This is a genomic window from Pseudomonas tructae, assembly GCF_004214895.1.
Classification (GTDB): Bacteria; Pseudomonadota; Gammaproteobacteria; order Pseudomonadales; family Pseudomonadaceae; genus Aquipseudomonas; species Aquipseudomonas tructae.
This window is the reverse complement of the sequence record NZ_CP035952.1, coordinates 2,467,216-2,479,941: the sequence shown is the minus strand read 5'-3', so window position 1 is coordinate 2,479,941 and position 12,726 is coordinate 2,467,216. Positions and strand designations below refer to the sequence as shown.

Genomic DNA, 12,726 nt, shown 5'->3' with positions numbered 1-12,726 from the left:
CGCTTAACTGCTTTCCAGCAAAAGATCGAGCAACCACAACCCCGCCGGCCCTGGCGGGGTCAGTTTCGACCAGGCCACATCCACCGCAATCGGCCGTGGCCAGCCGCGCAACGCAAGCTCGCTCAACCGCCCCTGGCCATACTGCCGGACCAGGCCATGGGGCAACTCGGCCCAGCCAAAACCTTGCTCGGCCATTTCCAGCAAGCCCAGGTAGTCCGGCGCCGACCACACCCGCCCCTGGGGTTTGTTTTCGCTCTCGGTGTAGGTGTTCAAATACAACTGGCGATGCCCGGCCAGGTGCGCCTGGGTCGGCTGCGGCAACTGCGCCAGCGGATGCTCGCGCGCGACAAAAACCCCCATCATCGCCTGGGCGGCCAAGCGCGTGGCGGCCACATCCGGCGGATAACCCGTCTGCGCGGCGAGAATCCCCAGGTGCGCACGGCCGCTTTGCAGCAGATTCAGTACATCACCGGCCTCGGCCAGCATGCACTCAAGCTCGACGTCCTGGTAGCGCTGCTCGAAACGCTGCAGCACCTGATGGGTCGGGCTGAACTGATGCATATCGGACAAGACAATGGTCAACCGTGGCTCGACCTGGTCGGCCAGGCGAATGCTCAATTGGTCCAAACGCTCACTGGCGGCGAGGATCTCCTGCACATGCCCCAATACCTTGCGCCCGGCCTCGGTCAGCACCGGCTGGCGAGCCTGGCGGTCGAACAGGCTGACGCCCAGGTCCGCCTCGAGGTTGGCGATGGCGGCGCTGATGGTGGATTGGCTTTTGCGCAGCTTGCGCGCGGCGGCGGAGAAGGAGCCTAGGGCGGCGGCTTCTACGAAGGCATGGAGGGCTTCGGGGGAGTAGCGCATGGGGTATCGCGTTTTTCGATGGGTAGGGTTCCAGTATATTCAACGGGTAGAAAAAACATCGTGTTTCGGCATAAAAAACCGAGCGAACAATTCAGATTGCGATTTGATACTTAATTTGCCATAAATGTTACGGCGATGAACCTTTATCGTCTCCACCGACAGCGAGAGCTTTCCGGCTATTTCTTTATTAGAAAAGCCACTCAGCAACAACCTGAGCACATCACTTTCACGCGTTGTGATTTGTGTGCCAAGCTGGGCAATCGCTTCTTGCCATTGCGGTGGCTCAGCGAGGCTTTTCTCTGCCTCAACTTCAAAACACATGCGTTGGTGCATGAGCGCAGTCACCCAGGGCTTGATAATATCAAGCATGGTTATTTGTTCTTGACTAAAACGAACCTTGCTGCCCACAGAAATGCATAACGTCCTGTCGCAATCGAGCTGCACATTGTATTGCACCTCATCGACCGAAATGTACTGCGCAAAGTATTGATGGTAGTACTCGGTTTCAAGAAAGTATTCCGGTGCGATATCCAGCAAGTGGAAGAAACCGCTCTGTGGATTTTCTCGGTTCGCGATATAAAACGGATCCAGAAGATAAAGCCCCTTCACATAGCGATGGATAAAGGCATTCACCTCTTCGGCATCTGCCACCTCAGGTAGACTCACCACGTCCACGTGCTGGTTGCTGAAAATCAGTACAACCCAGTTATCGATGTGCACGTACTCATTCAATACACGCACCAGTGAACTCCAGAACTCTGGACGGTTCAACTGCATGATCAGTTTCCCAATCGATCGGTGCCACGCCAGGCTATGGAGGTCGAACGGCATTTTCTACCCCTTCTGGGTTAGGGATTGCTCGGTCAGAGGTAAGTATTCGTGGGTATTTACTATTCGCTAGTGGCCGGTATAGTCACTGCCAAGGCCTAGGATGGCCAGCAGGGTACAGTGTCTAGACAAGGATGTTGCATGAAAAAATCACATTTGCGAACGCTTTTATCGGCGTCACTGCTCTGTGCAGGGATAAGCACCTCAGTGGCGGCCCCAGAGCCCGGGATGTACCTGTATAACTGGTTCGGACTTCTCGCCCCGGAGACCCCTAAAGCGTTTGAGCAGGAAACCGGCACCAGGCTGCATATGGATGCGTTCGATAGCGCCGACATCATGCAGAGCAAGGTAATGGCCGGGCGCACCGGGTATGACGTGGTGGTGGCGACCTCCAATGTGTTGCCCAGCCTGATCCAGGCGGGTGTACTCCAGCCTTTGGATCGTGAGCAACTGAGTAATTTGTCGCACATTGACCCTGACATCTTGGCCCAGCTTGCGGTCAACGACCCTGGCAATCGCTACGCTGTGCCGTATTTATGGGGCACTACCGGCATTGGCTATGACGTTGACAAAGTCAAAGCGGCATTGGGTGAGCATGCACCGGTGAACAGCTGGGATTTGATCTTCAAAGAAGAAAACATCAGCAAGCTCCAGTCCTGTGGCGTGGCAATGCTTGACTCGCCCAGTGAGATCATTTCAATTGCACTGCATTACCTCGGGCTCCCTAGCAACAGCAAGAACCCGGAGGACTACCAGAAAGCGCAAGCCCTGCTGTTAAAAATCCGCCCTTACGTCCTCTACTTCGACTCATCCCGAATCGACGCCGACCTGGCCGACGGCAATATTTGTGCGGTGGTGGGATGGGCCAATGGTGCGCTTGCTGCACAGGCCATAAACGAGAAGGCCAAGACTGGACGCAAGATCACCTACAGCCTGCCTCGCGAAGGCGCGCTGGTCTGGTCGGAAAACCTGGTTCTGCTAAAAGACGCTCCCCACCCCAAGGAGGGCATGGCATTTATCAACTACATGCTGCGACCCGACATTATTGCCAAGACGTCAAACCACACGCTCTACCCTAACGCAAATAAAAACGCCACTGAATTTGTCGAACAGACGTTGCGGGACAATCCCTGGATTTATCCAGACAAAAAGACCATCGCTACACTTGTTCCACTCGAGCCACTGCCATTGAAGCTGGAGCGAATCCGCACACGGGTGTGGACCAAAGTGAAGAGTGGTGTGTGATCTGAAGTGAAGTGTCGCCTGCTGCTCACTGCAAGCCTTTGCTTGTGCCTCGGCGAAGGTCGAGCAGCGATGCTCAGGCTACTCAGATCGTTACAGCGCAAAAAGGGAGCAGCGGATGTTCAGCCCAGCCCATCAGTCGCACTTCAGTTTGACCATCGACGGCATTGAGCACGACTTTCAAGTACTCGCATTCAACGGAGAGGAGGCAATCAGCAGGCCTTACTTCTTCAACGTGGCGCTTGTTAGCGAGCGCGCTGACCTGACGCTCGAAAGCCTTGTCGACCTCGAGGCTTTTCTGAGCTTCGACAATCAGGGTAACGGCATTCATGGACGGATTTACCACATCGTTCAAAGCGCTGATGAACAGCACTTGCAGCACTACAACCTGGCCCTCGTACCGCACTTGTCTTACTTGCGCCACCGAATCAACCAGAGGATCTATCAACAGTTCTCGGTACCGAAAATCATTGCCTTGGTATTGGAAGAGCATGGGATTGTGGGCAACGCTTACCGCTTTCATCTAGGGTCGACCTACCCCGCGCGTGACCACTGCACCCAATACGGCGAAACGGATTTGCACTTTGTTCAGCGCTTGTGCGAAGAGGAAGGTATCCACTTTCACTTCCAGCACAGTGCTCACGACCACGTGCTGGTCTTTACGGATGATCAAGCGGCTTTTCCCAGGATTGGGCAAACCACGGCTTTTGGACAAGCGCACGACAGGGTGGCCAACCAGCCACTGATCAGTCGACTCAACCTGCGTGTGGGGCCCCTCACCCGTCGTCAAGCTGAAGGGCACAGTGACCAGACCCGCTTAGCCAGTGGCCATGTGCTGGAAATCTCCGGCCATCCGCGTCAAGCGTTGAACGCTCCATGGCTACTGACTCAAGTGATCCACGAAGGCAAGCAACCGCAGGTATCAGGTGAGAACGTCGCCAGTGGCAACCCTGACAATGAGGATGACTTTCAACAGGGTTACCGCAACCGCTTTATGGCGCTTCCGTGGGACCTCACCTATCGTCCGCCTTTGGCCCACGACAAGCCTCAGGTGTCCGGCAACCAGACGGCTGTAGTCATCGCGGTGGAAGACGAGGAGAAGCGCCTTGGAAGAGTAAAGGTCAAACTCCCCTGGGACCGCGACGATAGATTTGACGACAAGAGCAGTTGCTGGCTTAGGGTGGCCTCCCATTGGGATTGTGAAATGACGTCTCCTCGAGCGGGTATGGAAGTCATGGTCACATTTTTCGAAAGCGATCCCGATCAGCCGCTGGTCAGTGGCTGCTTATGTTGTCGCTAATACACCTCGGTGGGAGCGGGCTTGCCCCGCGAACACGGGCGTAGCCCGTGCCAGGCCACTCCATTTCTGGACCGGCCTGTTCGCGGGGCAAGTCGGGTCGCCGCATCGCCGCTCCCACAGAGACAGCAGGATGCCTTCCTAAAGCTCACACGGCGGCACGTGCTGCCGGCAAGACGACGGCCTAGTTCGCCAGCACTTCGTCCAGTGCCTGCTCGAGGGTGCTGACCGTACGCTCGATATTGTGCAGCTTTTCGAGGCCGAACAGACCGATGCGAAAGGTCTGGAAATCGGCCGGCTCGTCGCATTGCAACGGCACGCCGGCGGCGATCTGCAGGCCATGGTCGGCAAATTTCTTGCCGCTCTTGATGCCGGCATCATCGGTGTAGCTCACCACTACGCCAGGGGCCTGAAAGCCGGCTGCGGCCACGCTTTTGAAGCCTTTGCCAGTCAACATTGCGCGCACCCGATCGCCCAAAGCCTGTTGCTCGCCGCGAACCTTGTCGAAACCATACGCGTGCATCTCTTTCATCACCTCGCTAAACCGTGCGAGAGAATCGCTGGGCATGGTTGCATGGTAGGCATGCCCGCCCTGTTCGTAGGCTTGCATGATCTGCAGCCACTTTTTCAGGTCGCAGGCGAAGCTGCTGCTCTGCGTCTGCTCGATGCGCTCGAGGGCCAAATCACTGAACATCACCAGGGCGCAACAAGGCGAGGCGCTCCAGCCTTTCTGCGGTGCGCTGATCAGCAGGTCGACTGCGCACTTGTGCATATCAACCCAAATCGTGCCTGAGGCGATGCAGTCCAGCACGAACAGGCCGCCCACCGCATGCACGGCGTCGCCGACGGCCCGCAGGTAGTCATCGGGCAGGATAATCCCAGATGAGGTTTCCACGTGAGGGGCGAAGACAATCTGCGGCCTCGAAGCCTCAATGGCTGCCAGCACTTCATCCAGAGGCGGTGGTGCGTAGGCAGCCTGGCGACCCGTGTCGACCGGTCGGGCTTTGAGCACCGTGGTGGCCGCCGGGATCTTGCCCACCTCAAGGATCTGGCTCCAGCGATAGCTGAACCAACCGTTGCGTATCACCAGGCATTGCTGGTCGGTGGCAAACTGTCGCGCTACCGCTTCCATGCCGAATGTGCCGCTACCCGGCACGACCGCAACAGCCTGGGCGTTGTAGACCTGTTTCAGGGTCCTGGAAATGTTGTTCATCACGCCTTGAAATGACTGCGACATGTGGTTGAGCGAGCGGTCGGTGTAGACCACCGAGTACTCGACCAGCCCCTCAGGATCAATACTGGGGTATAGCTTTGACATGGGGTGACTCCTTTGGCAGAGATGTCCGTGGTATCGACCCTGCCCTATGCTTTGGCAAATGACAAGGTAGCTATCGGCCCAAAACTGCCGGTGGGTCAGCAGTTACTTGTGCGGGCTTGCCCCGCGAAGAGGCCAACCCAGAAATGGAGTTGCCTGGCACGGACTACGCCCGTGTTCGCGGGGCAAGCCCGCTCCCACACCTGTCCAGATATCGCTTTAGTGACCGCTTCGGGTCGAATCGACCCGCTGTTCGCCGTGCGAGATCCACACCTCCATCCAGCTCAAAAGCACCTACCAGACCAACGCCCACTCCTTTGACCCAAATCAATCCACCCGCTCTGGTTCGCGAGACGATGCTCCAAAGCATGGAGCGGATCGATCAGCAGCCAACGCCATCGATTCATGTGCGCAGCATTGCATAAGGAGCCCGTTATGACCTCGCTGAACCACGTACTGGTTGCCACCGACTTGTCCACCCCGGCCCGCAACGCCGCAGAGCGCGCGGCACTGTTGAGCAAGGCGCAGCAAGCAGCGCTGGATTTGCTCTACGTTGCCAATCCGGCCCCTTTCGAGCGTCTCAAGCAGGTTGTGGCACCGGATGAAGCCCTGCTCACACGCGTGCTGGAAACCGCGGGCGAGAAGCTTCACGCACTGGCTGCCATGCTGTTCGCCCGCTACGCCATTGCCCCTGGTGTGCAAGTCGCGCCCGGCACAGTTGCCACAGAAATCACCCGGGTGGTGCAAGACAAACGCACTGATCTGCTGGTATGCGGGGCCAAGGGGCAGAACCTGGCGCGGCGCCTGTTGCTGGGCTCTACCGTGCAACGAATGCTCAACCGCATGCCCTGCCCTTTGCTGGTGGTCAAGCAGGCACCCCGGGATGCGTACCGCAGGTTGCTGGTGCCGGTTGATTTTTCGCCCTCATCGCTGCGCGCCATCGAACTGGCAAAAGCAATTGCTCCGCAGGCCGAGATCATCCTCCTGCATGTGTACGAAGCGCCCTTCGAAAGCAGCATGCGCTTCGCCCATATCGACCAGGACACGCTCACTCACTACCGCAATGTCATCAAGAAAGACGCCGTGGAACAACTCGCCGCCTTGAGCCAAGCCGCCGGGGTGGCCGATGCTCGGCAGATCGTGGTGCACGGCGACCCATCCTGGCGGATCCTGGAGCAAGAGCAGGAACTGGACTGCGATCTGATCGTGATCGGCAAGCAGGGTGAAAGCGTGCTGGAGGAGTTGCTGATTGGCAGCGTCACCAAGCATGTGCTGAACGAATCCCGGTGTGATGTGTTGGTGTCGTTGTAGGTTGTGTGTAGTGTCGAGAAAGCTGGATGGTGAAGCCCATCCAGCACGATTGATCGTAGCCCTTGTTCCCTGTTTGCGGCGTTGCTGGCAAACAGTAGATAATTCGACGGGCCCTACCAACCGGGCTCTCACTCGACATTTAAAACAAGGACGTGCAATGGGCATCCCACTCCCCCTCTGGCTCATTCTCACGGGCGTGACCGCTTACCTTGCAAGTACCCGAGGGCGATCAGGGCCAAGATGGTTTGCCATCGGGCTGTTCCTTCCCGGTATAGCCCTGATCGCCTTGTTGTTAATGCCACGACTGGCAAAAACCGGTGTTGACGCGCTGGTGCATGAAGACCTGCGCCCCTGCCCTGCCTGCGCCCAAGCGATCAATGCAGCAGCCTCACACTGCAAACACTGCGCAGCCGAAGTGGAGCCTATTGCCGTCAGGGATCGCAGCGGTTGGGTAGTACGCTTCACTGCCCAAACCGATGAGGAATTTGAACCCTTGGCAGCCCAGATGGCGCTGATCGACCTACCAACGATTCTCGATGAAGCACCTCACGTTTTCGCCGGCCCGTTTGAAGAAAAGGCCGAAGCACACAATGTGCTCAAGTACCTGAAATCCAACCATAGCCTGGATGGACTGGTGACCTGGCGAACAGTGACGAGGTAGCAAAACCAGCCTAGCCGCTAACCTCGCCTGGGTAACGTTTATGCAGTCGCATCCAACGCCATTCTGTACTCGATAACGCCAGGCTTTTCGGCAATCCAGTCGTATAGCCGTTGGGCGGTGTGATTGGTCTCCTGGGTGTGCCAGTACAGCCGGTCGCAGTTCTTTTCCCGCGCCTGGCCTTGCACGTATTCGATCAGTTTCTTGCCGATCATCTGGCCTCGTACACTTGGGCAGACGTACAGGTCTTCCAGGTAGCAGAAGTCATTGCGGCCCCAGGTTGAACGGTGAAAGACGAAGTTGACGAATCCGTAGATCTGCTCGCCATCAGAGGCTACCGCGCAATGCACAGGTTCGTTGCGGTCAAAGAAGCGGGCCCAGGTTAGCCGGGTGGTCTGCATGCCTATATCGACCTTGTAGAACGCCTGATACTTGGCCCAGTACTCGCACCACTGCTCGAAGTCTTTTTGCTCTGCGGGGCGAATCGATAAAACCTGTTGTAGTGCTGTCATGCTCACTCCTTGAAAGCGGCGTCGGCCCCAACTGCTGTCAGTGCACTGGGTGACAGATTTATAGCGCGCCAGTGGCCCGTCTATACACTCCAATTTTTGATATTTGGCCAGACCACTTTAGAAAATCCACACCAGCGATTAGAGGCAGTACATGGCCAATAGCAGGCGTTGAAAGTTTGCGCCTGGTCTCTCGACGCGTCTGTTGCGAAATTGCGGTTTTAGAAGCCGTGTCTAGACTCCAGACGCTCCCTTTCCGGAGCGCGGAATGCTGAGTGTGAGGCAAGCCCCTCACTGAAGTTCGCAGATTCGACTCCGTCCAATGCTTCTTACGAATGCAAGGACGTCGATGATGACTTACGCATTGAAAACGCTTTCTGCCTCGATCTTCTGTCTGTCGCTGGGCATCACCTGCACCCAGGCGGCGGACCCGGCAAGCGCTTCGCCCACGATTACCCTGCCTGCTGCTGGCGTGCAGATGCCTGCGGAGTACGTGAAGGCCATGGTCATGCACACTACCGGCGCCGGCTCCAAGTACCCGTTCACCGGGCGCGATAAGGACGGCACGTTCCTCGAGGGCGGCAACACCTACAAACTGCGTCTGCCACCGAACCCGCCGGCGGCGCTGTTCTGGGCGGTTACGGCGTACAACATCACCGACGGCACCATGCCCGAAACCAGGCAACTGCTGCCATCCACCAACAGCTACTACGATATCCCCACGCAGGCCGATGGTTCAGTGGAAATCTGGTTCGGTCCGGATAAACCGGCGGATGTTGCTGATACCGCGTTCATCCAGACCATCCCCGGCCGCAACTTCCTCGTTGCCCTGCGCCTGTATGGCAGTGAGGACGCTTTCTATGACCAGACCTGGAAACCCGACGACGTCATCAAGGTGAAGTGACCACGCTTGGCGAGTGGACGGATATGCTCCGTGCCCTCAGTTCACCGGCAAGGCTATCGGGCGCATCGGCGCCGCATCAGCGCCGCGCAATTTCAAAGAAGCGCCGACGAAAGCGAACTGGTAAACCTTGTCCCGGGACAACCCTTCCAGGTTGACCAACTCGATGATCGGCGCACCCTGCATGGCCAACAAGTAGGTGTGCAGCGGCAGGTAGTTGCCCTCGACCTCTGAGGGGAAGGTTTCAAAACTCAGGTTGTCGGCACCCACGACCATGGCCCCGCTGTCCTCCACCAGGAACTTCGCCGCATCCAGGCTCAGGCCTGGCGGGTTGGCCATGTAGGCCTGGGCGTGCTCGTAGTCACGCATGCGGCCGGTACGGATCAGCACTACGTCACCCTTCTCCAGCACCACGCGCTGTTTGCTCAGTGCCTGCTGCAGATCGCTGCGAGTGACGCGGTAATTGTCCGCCAGTTGCTCCAGGCCCTTGGCCGCGGCGACATCGATCATCACCCCGCGGGCGATGATCGGTGGCAGCTTTTCTGCACCCGTGACATTCCAGCCACGGTCACCCAGGTGCTGGTCGGCACGGAAACCGTTCCAGATCTTGCCGTCCAGGCCAAAGTGATTGAGCGCGTCGATGTGGGTACCCATGTGGGCATACATGGACACCGCTGAACCGCTGTAGCTGACGTGCTGGTTCATCGGTTCGCCGACCTGCATCGGGTCGGCGATCACATTGCCGTGGGGGGTATGGGTCATCCACATCTGATAAGGCGGATCACCCGCCGCTTGCCAGCTGGGCATGCCGACAAAGTACTCCACTGCCAGGTCGTAGGCCTGTGCCCCATTGACCCGGCCCATGATCGCCGCCTGCGACTGCGGGGTCATCAGGTTCAGGCGACCGATCTCGTCCTTCGCCCCCCAGGGGCTGATACCCACCTCGGGCTTGGCCTGCGCAGCAGCACTGCACAGTGAACTGAACAGCGACAACAGCGCCAGCCCGGTAAGGTTTTTGATCCACGAACGCTGCAACATGACATGACTCCTGTAAGGGGAGTGCTCATGTTATTGACTGTAATTTCATAGATAATCAGCCTTTTCATTGATTGATATTCAACCCAGGAGAAAATATGGATGTATTGGCGGCTATGCGCACCTTTCGCCGTGTGGTTGAGCGCGGCAGCTTCAGCCTGGCTGCCGTCGACCTGGGCCAATCCACAGCGGCGGTGAGCAAGCAGGTGCGGCAACTGGAGGAACGCCTGGGCAGCCTGTTGCTGCTGCGCACCACCCGCCGCATGAGCCTGTCCGAGGCTGGCCAGGCGTACTTCAGCGAATGCTGCCACCTGCTCGATGAACTGGACGCCCTGGAACGTGCAACCCAGGACGGCTCCCGCGAACCCAGTGGCCGCTTACGGGTCAACGCCCCGCTGTCGTTCGGCCTCAAGGTACTGTCGCCGATCCTGGTGGGGTTCATGCAGCGCTATCCGGAGCTCAAGGTCGAACTCACTCTCGACGACCGCCTGCTGGACGTGGTCAGCGAGGGCTTTGATGTGTCGCTGCGCATACGCAGCCACTTGCCGGACTCCTCACTGGTCGCCCGACGCCTGGGCGAAGTCGAGCAAGTGATCTGCGCCGCACCGGCCTACTTGCAGGCCAACGGCACGCCCCAGAGCGTCGACGACTTGCGCGAGCACAGCTGCCTGGCCTACCGCCTGGCCGAGCATCCCGGCATCTGGCAACTACAAGGCCCGCAAGGCAATAGCCGCCTGGAACTGCCGGTGCGTCTTGCGGTAGACAACAGCCTGATGCTGAGCGAGATGTTGCTGGCGGGCCTTGGTATCGGCGCCCTGCCCTCGTTCATTGCCCGGCCGTTGCTCGACAGCGGCCAATTGCGGCAACTGCTCCCTGGCCAGTCAATGCCTCGGCGCTCGATCTATGCGCTGTACGCAAGCCACAGGCATGTGTCACAGAAGGTCCGGGTGTTTGTCGATTTTCTCGCCAGTGCGTTGGAGGCGCTACCGCCGACGGGCATGCCTGCAGGCGCAATGACGCTGAGGGATTGAACCTGCGCTTGTACGGTTGTTTGCTAAGCGCGATTGAATATGTCCTGGTGGTTTGGTTCGAGTGTCAATGCTCAGACCGCACTATGTTGGGCGAGGTTGCAATACTGCCCTTTGAAATACAGCAACGGTTGAGTAGCAGCCGCTTCTTGCAGGTTTAACGCTTTCACTTCACCCACTACGATCAGGTGATCACCTGCTGTGTGTTCGGCGTGAATTTCGCAATCAAGCCAGTGCAGACTGCCGGTAAGGATCGGATTGCCCAGCGGTGATGTCCGCCACTCGACGCCGTGCCACTTGTCCGTGCCTCGCCGAGCGAACTGGTTGGAAATGTTGACCTGCTCACCCGACAGGATATTGACTGCGAATCGACCGGCCTGGCGAATTTTGGGATAACTGGCCGAGCCGGACATCACGCTGAAGGACACCAGCGGCGGGCTCATCGACACGCTATAGAACGACTGACACGTGAAGCCAATCGGCTCGTCATTCATGTGCGAGGTAATCACCGTGATACCGGATGCGTAGTGCCCGAGCGCCTCGCGAAAGCACAGTGGCTCGATGGCCGTACTGGGAAGTGACATGGGAGGTCCTGGATATAAAGTGCAGCCCGAAAGTGCCAAGGAAGGCCTGAAGCAGCAGCGCCTTCAAGCGACCGCTGCAATCCTTCCCGCACACCCCTTCAGCGTTTAGCTCAGCACGCGTTGGAAAGTTCGCTGCGGACAATGTCTGCGCCTGCACTCAATGCATTGAGCTTGCCGCTTGCAACCCGACGCGGCAAAGGCGCCATGCCACAGTTGGTGCAAGGGTAGAGCTTGTCGGCATCGACAAACTGCAGTGCTTTTCGCAGGGTGTTGGCGACTTCCTCGGGTGTTTCGATCGCATGGTTTGCCACGTCAATGGCCCCGACCATCACTTTCTTGCCTCGAATGAGTTCAATCAGATCCATCGGAACATGAGAGTTGTGGCATTCCAGCGAGACGATATCGATACTGGACTTTTGCAGCTTGGGGAACGCCTCTTCATACTGGCGCCACTCGGACCCCAGCGTCTTTTTCCAATCGGTATTGGCTTTGATGCCATAGCCATAGCAAATATGCACGGCCGTTTCACACTTGAGGCCTTCAATGGCCCGCTCCAACGTGGCAACGCCCCAGTCATTCACCTCGTCGAAAAAAACATTGAAGGCGGGTTCGTCGAACTGGATGATATCAACTCCGGCAGCCTCCAACTCTCTGGCTTCCTGATTGAGAATCTTGGCGAATTCCCACGCCAGTTTTTCGCGACTTTTATAGTGGTTGTCATACAGTGTGTCGATCATCGTCATGGGGCCTGGTAGCGCCCATTTGATGGGTTGCCTGGTTTGCTGACGCAAGAACTTGGCATCTTCAACAAACACTGGCTTTTGCCGAGCAACCGCCCCCACAACCGTTGGCACACTCGCATCATAGCGGTCACGAATCCTGACGGTCTCACGTTTCTCGAAATCAACGCCGCTGAGGTGCTCAATAAAGGTAGTGACAAAATGTTGGCGTGTTTGTTCGCCATCGCTGACAATATCGATACCGGCCTGTTGCTGTTCGTGCAACGACAGCCGCAACGCATCCTGTTTGCCCTCGATCAGCTCATCACCCTGCAACTTCCAGGGCGACCACAATGTCTCAGGCTGTGCCAGCCAAGCGGGTTTAGGCAAGCTGCCAGCAGTGGATGTAGGTAGTAATTTTTTCATCATGAATGA

Annotated in this window: 13 protein-coding genes; 6 read left to right on the top strand and 7 right to left on the bottom strand. The window is 57.7% G+C overall.

All coding sequences use genetic code 11. The features are described 5' to 3' along the window. Positions 1 to 3: 3 nt before the first annotated feature. Together EXN22_RS11470 and EXN22_RS11465 are read right to left on the bottom strand one after the other, a co-directional pair. On the bottom strand, positions 4 to 864 hold the full coding sequence (locus tag EXN22_RS11470; protein WP_130264150.1) for a LysR family transcriptional regulator: 861 nt from the start codon (positions 862 to 864) through the stop codon (positions 4 to 6). 39 nt (positions 865 to 903) lie between these two features. After that, positions 904 to 1,695 carry a response regulator transcription factor gene (locus EXN22_RS11465; protein ID WP_130264149.1) on the bottom strand — a complete coding sequence of 264 codons (792 nt, stop codon included), beginning with the start codon at positions 1,693 to 1,695 and terminating at the stop codon, positions 904 to 906. Positions 1,696 to 1,833: 138 nt separating this feature from the next. On the opposite strand from EXN22_RS11465, the gene EXN22_RS11460 reads away from it, so the two are divergent. Beyond that, on the top strand, positions 1,834 to 2,937 hold the full coding sequence (locus EXN22_RS11460; protein ID WP_130264148.1) for a polyamine ABC transporter substrate-binding protein: 1,104 nt from the start codon (positions 1,834 to 1,836) through the stop codon (positions 2,935 to 2,937). Between the two features lie 115 nt (positions 2,938 to 3,052). Next, a complete protein-coding gene (gene tssI / locus EXN22_RS11455; protein ID WP_130264147.1) occupies positions 3,053 to 4,234 on the top strand; it encodes a type VI secretion system tip protein TssI/VgrG in 1,182 nt (393 codons plus the stop codon). A 181-nt stretch (positions 4,235 to 4,415) separates the two neighbouring features. Here the strand turns inward: tssI and EXN22_RS11450 are convergent, their stop codons facing one another. Continuing rightward, positions 4,416 to 5,549 (bottom strand): aminotransferase class V-fold PLP-dependent enzyme, encoded by a 1,134-nt coding sequence (locus tag EXN22_RS11450; protein WP_130264146.1) that lies wholly within the window; start codon positions 5,547 to 5,549, stop codon positions 4,416 to 4,418. 432 nt (positions 5,550 to 5,981) lie between these two features. Here EXN22_RS11450 and EXN22_RS11445 point away from each other — a divergent pair, with 432 nt between their 5' ends. Further along, on the top strand, positions 5,982 to 6,857 hold the full coding sequence (locus EXN22_RS11445) for a universal stress protein (RefSeq protein ID WP_130264145.1): 876 nt from the start codon (positions 5,982 to 5,984) through the stop codon (positions 6,855 to 6,857). Positions 6,858 to 7,014: 157 nt separating this feature from the next. After that, on the top strand, positions 7,015 to 7,518 hold the full coding sequence (locus tag EXN22_RS11440; RefSeq protein WP_130264144.1) for a zinc ribbon domain-containing protein: 504 nt from the start codon (positions 7,015 to 7,017) through the stop codon (positions 7,516 to 7,518). 38 nt (positions 7,519 to 7,556) lie between these two features. On the opposite strand, the gene EXN22_RS11435 is transcribed toward EXN22_RS11440, so the two are convergent. Next, a complete protein-coding gene (locus tag EXN22_RS11435) occupies positions 7,557 to 8,027 on the bottom strand; it encodes a GNAT family N-acetyltransferase (protein ID WP_130264143.1) in 471 nt (156 codons plus the stop codon). Between the two features lie 346 nt (positions 8,028 to 8,373). Between EXN22_RS11435 and EXN22_RS11430 the strand changes: the two genes are divergently transcribed. Continuing rightward, complete coding sequence (locus EXN22_RS11430) at positions 8,374 to 8,928, top strand: DUF1214 domain-containing protein (protein ID WP_233281703.1); 555 nt, start codon at positions 8,374 to 8,376, stop codon at positions 8,926 to 8,928. 36 nt (positions 8,929 to 8,964) lie between these two features. Here the strand turns inward: EXN22_RS11430 and EXN22_RS11425 are convergent, their stop codons facing one another. After that, a complete protein-coding gene (locus EXN22_RS11425) occupies positions 8,965 to 9,963 on the bottom strand; it encodes a cyclase family protein (protein WP_130264142.1) in 999 nt (332 codons plus the stop codon). A 95-nt stretch (positions 9,964 to 10,058) separates the two neighbouring features. On the opposite strand from EXN22_RS11425, the gene EXN22_RS11420 reads away from it, so the two are divergent. Continuing rightward, positions 10,059 to 10,991: a LysR family transcriptional regulator gene (locus tag EXN22_RS11420; protein WP_130264141.1), complete on the top strand. Its 933-nt coding sequence runs from the start codon at positions 10,059 to 10,061 to the stop codon at positions 10,989 to 10,991. A 71-nt stretch (positions 10,992 to 11,062) separates the two neighbouring features. On the opposite strand, the gene EXN22_RS11415 is transcribed toward EXN22_RS11420, so the two are convergent. After that, positions 11,063 to 11,572, bottom strand: coding sequence for a flavin reductase family protein (locus EXN22_RS11415; protein WP_130264140.1), 510 nt, complete (start codon positions 11,570 to 11,572; stop codon positions 11,063 to 11,065). Positions 11,573 to 11,682: 110 nt separating this feature from the next. Beyond that, positions 11,683 to 12,717, bottom strand: a complete 1,035-nt coding sequence (locus EXN22_RS11410) for a methionine synthase (RefSeq protein ID WP_130266800.1) — start codon at positions 12,715 to 12,717, stop codon at positions 11,683 to 11,685. Positions 12,718 to 12,726: the final 9 nt, after the last annotated feature.

Bases quoted from the DNA above. Each gene is read 5' to 3' on its own strand.
- EXN22_RS11470 (WP_130264150.1), bottom strand. From the start codon at position 864: ATGCGCTACTCCCCCGAAGCCCTCCATGCCTTCGTAGAAGCCGCCGCC.
- EXN22_RS11465 (WP_130264149.1), bottom strand. From the start codon at position 1,695: ATGCCGTTCGACCTCCATAGCCTGGCGTGGCACCGATCGATTGGGAAA.
- EXN22_RS11460 (WP_130264148.1), top strand. From the start codon at position 1,834: ATGAAAAAATCACATTTGCGAACGCTTTTATCGGCGTCACTGCTCTGT.
- tssI (WP_130264147.1), top strand. From the start codon at position 3,053: ATGTTCAGCCCAGCCCATCAGTCGCACTTCAGTTTGACCATCGACGGC.
- EXN22_RS11450 (WP_130264146.1), bottom strand. From the start codon at position 5,549: ATGTCAAAGCTATACCCCAGTATTGATCCTGAGGGGCTGGTCGAGTAC.
- EXN22_RS11445 (WP_130264145.1), top strand. From the start codon at position 5,982: ATGACCTCGCTGAACCACGTACTGGTTGCCACCGACTTGTCCACCCCG.
- EXN22_RS11440 (WP_130264144.1), top strand. From the start codon at position 7,015: ATGGGCATCCCACTCCCCCTCTGGCTCATTCTCACGGGCGTGACCGCT.
- EXN22_RS11435 (WP_130264143.1), bottom strand. From the start codon at position 8,027: ATGACAGCACTACAACAGGTTTTATCGATTCGCCCCGCAGAGCAAAAA.
- EXN22_RS11430 (WP_233281703.1), top strand. From the start codon at position 8,374: ATGATGACTTACGCATTGAAAACGCTTTCTGCCTCGATCTTCTGTCTG.
- EXN22_RS11425 (WP_130264142.1), bottom strand. From the start codon at position 9,963: ATGTTGCAGCGTTCGTGGATCAAAAACCTTACCGGGCTGGCGCTGTTG.
- EXN22_RS11420 (WP_130264141.1), top strand. From the start codon at position 10,059: ATGGATGTATTGGCGGCTATGCGCACCTTTCGCCGTGTGGTTGAGCGC.
- EXN22_RS11415 (WP_130264140.1), bottom strand. From the start codon at position 11,572: ATGTCACTTCCCAGTACGGCCATCGAGCCACTGTGCTTTCGCGAGGCG.
- EXN22_RS11410 (WP_130266800.1), bottom strand. From the start codon at position 12,717: ATGAAAAAATTACTACCTACATCCACTGCTGGCAGCTTGCCTAAACCC.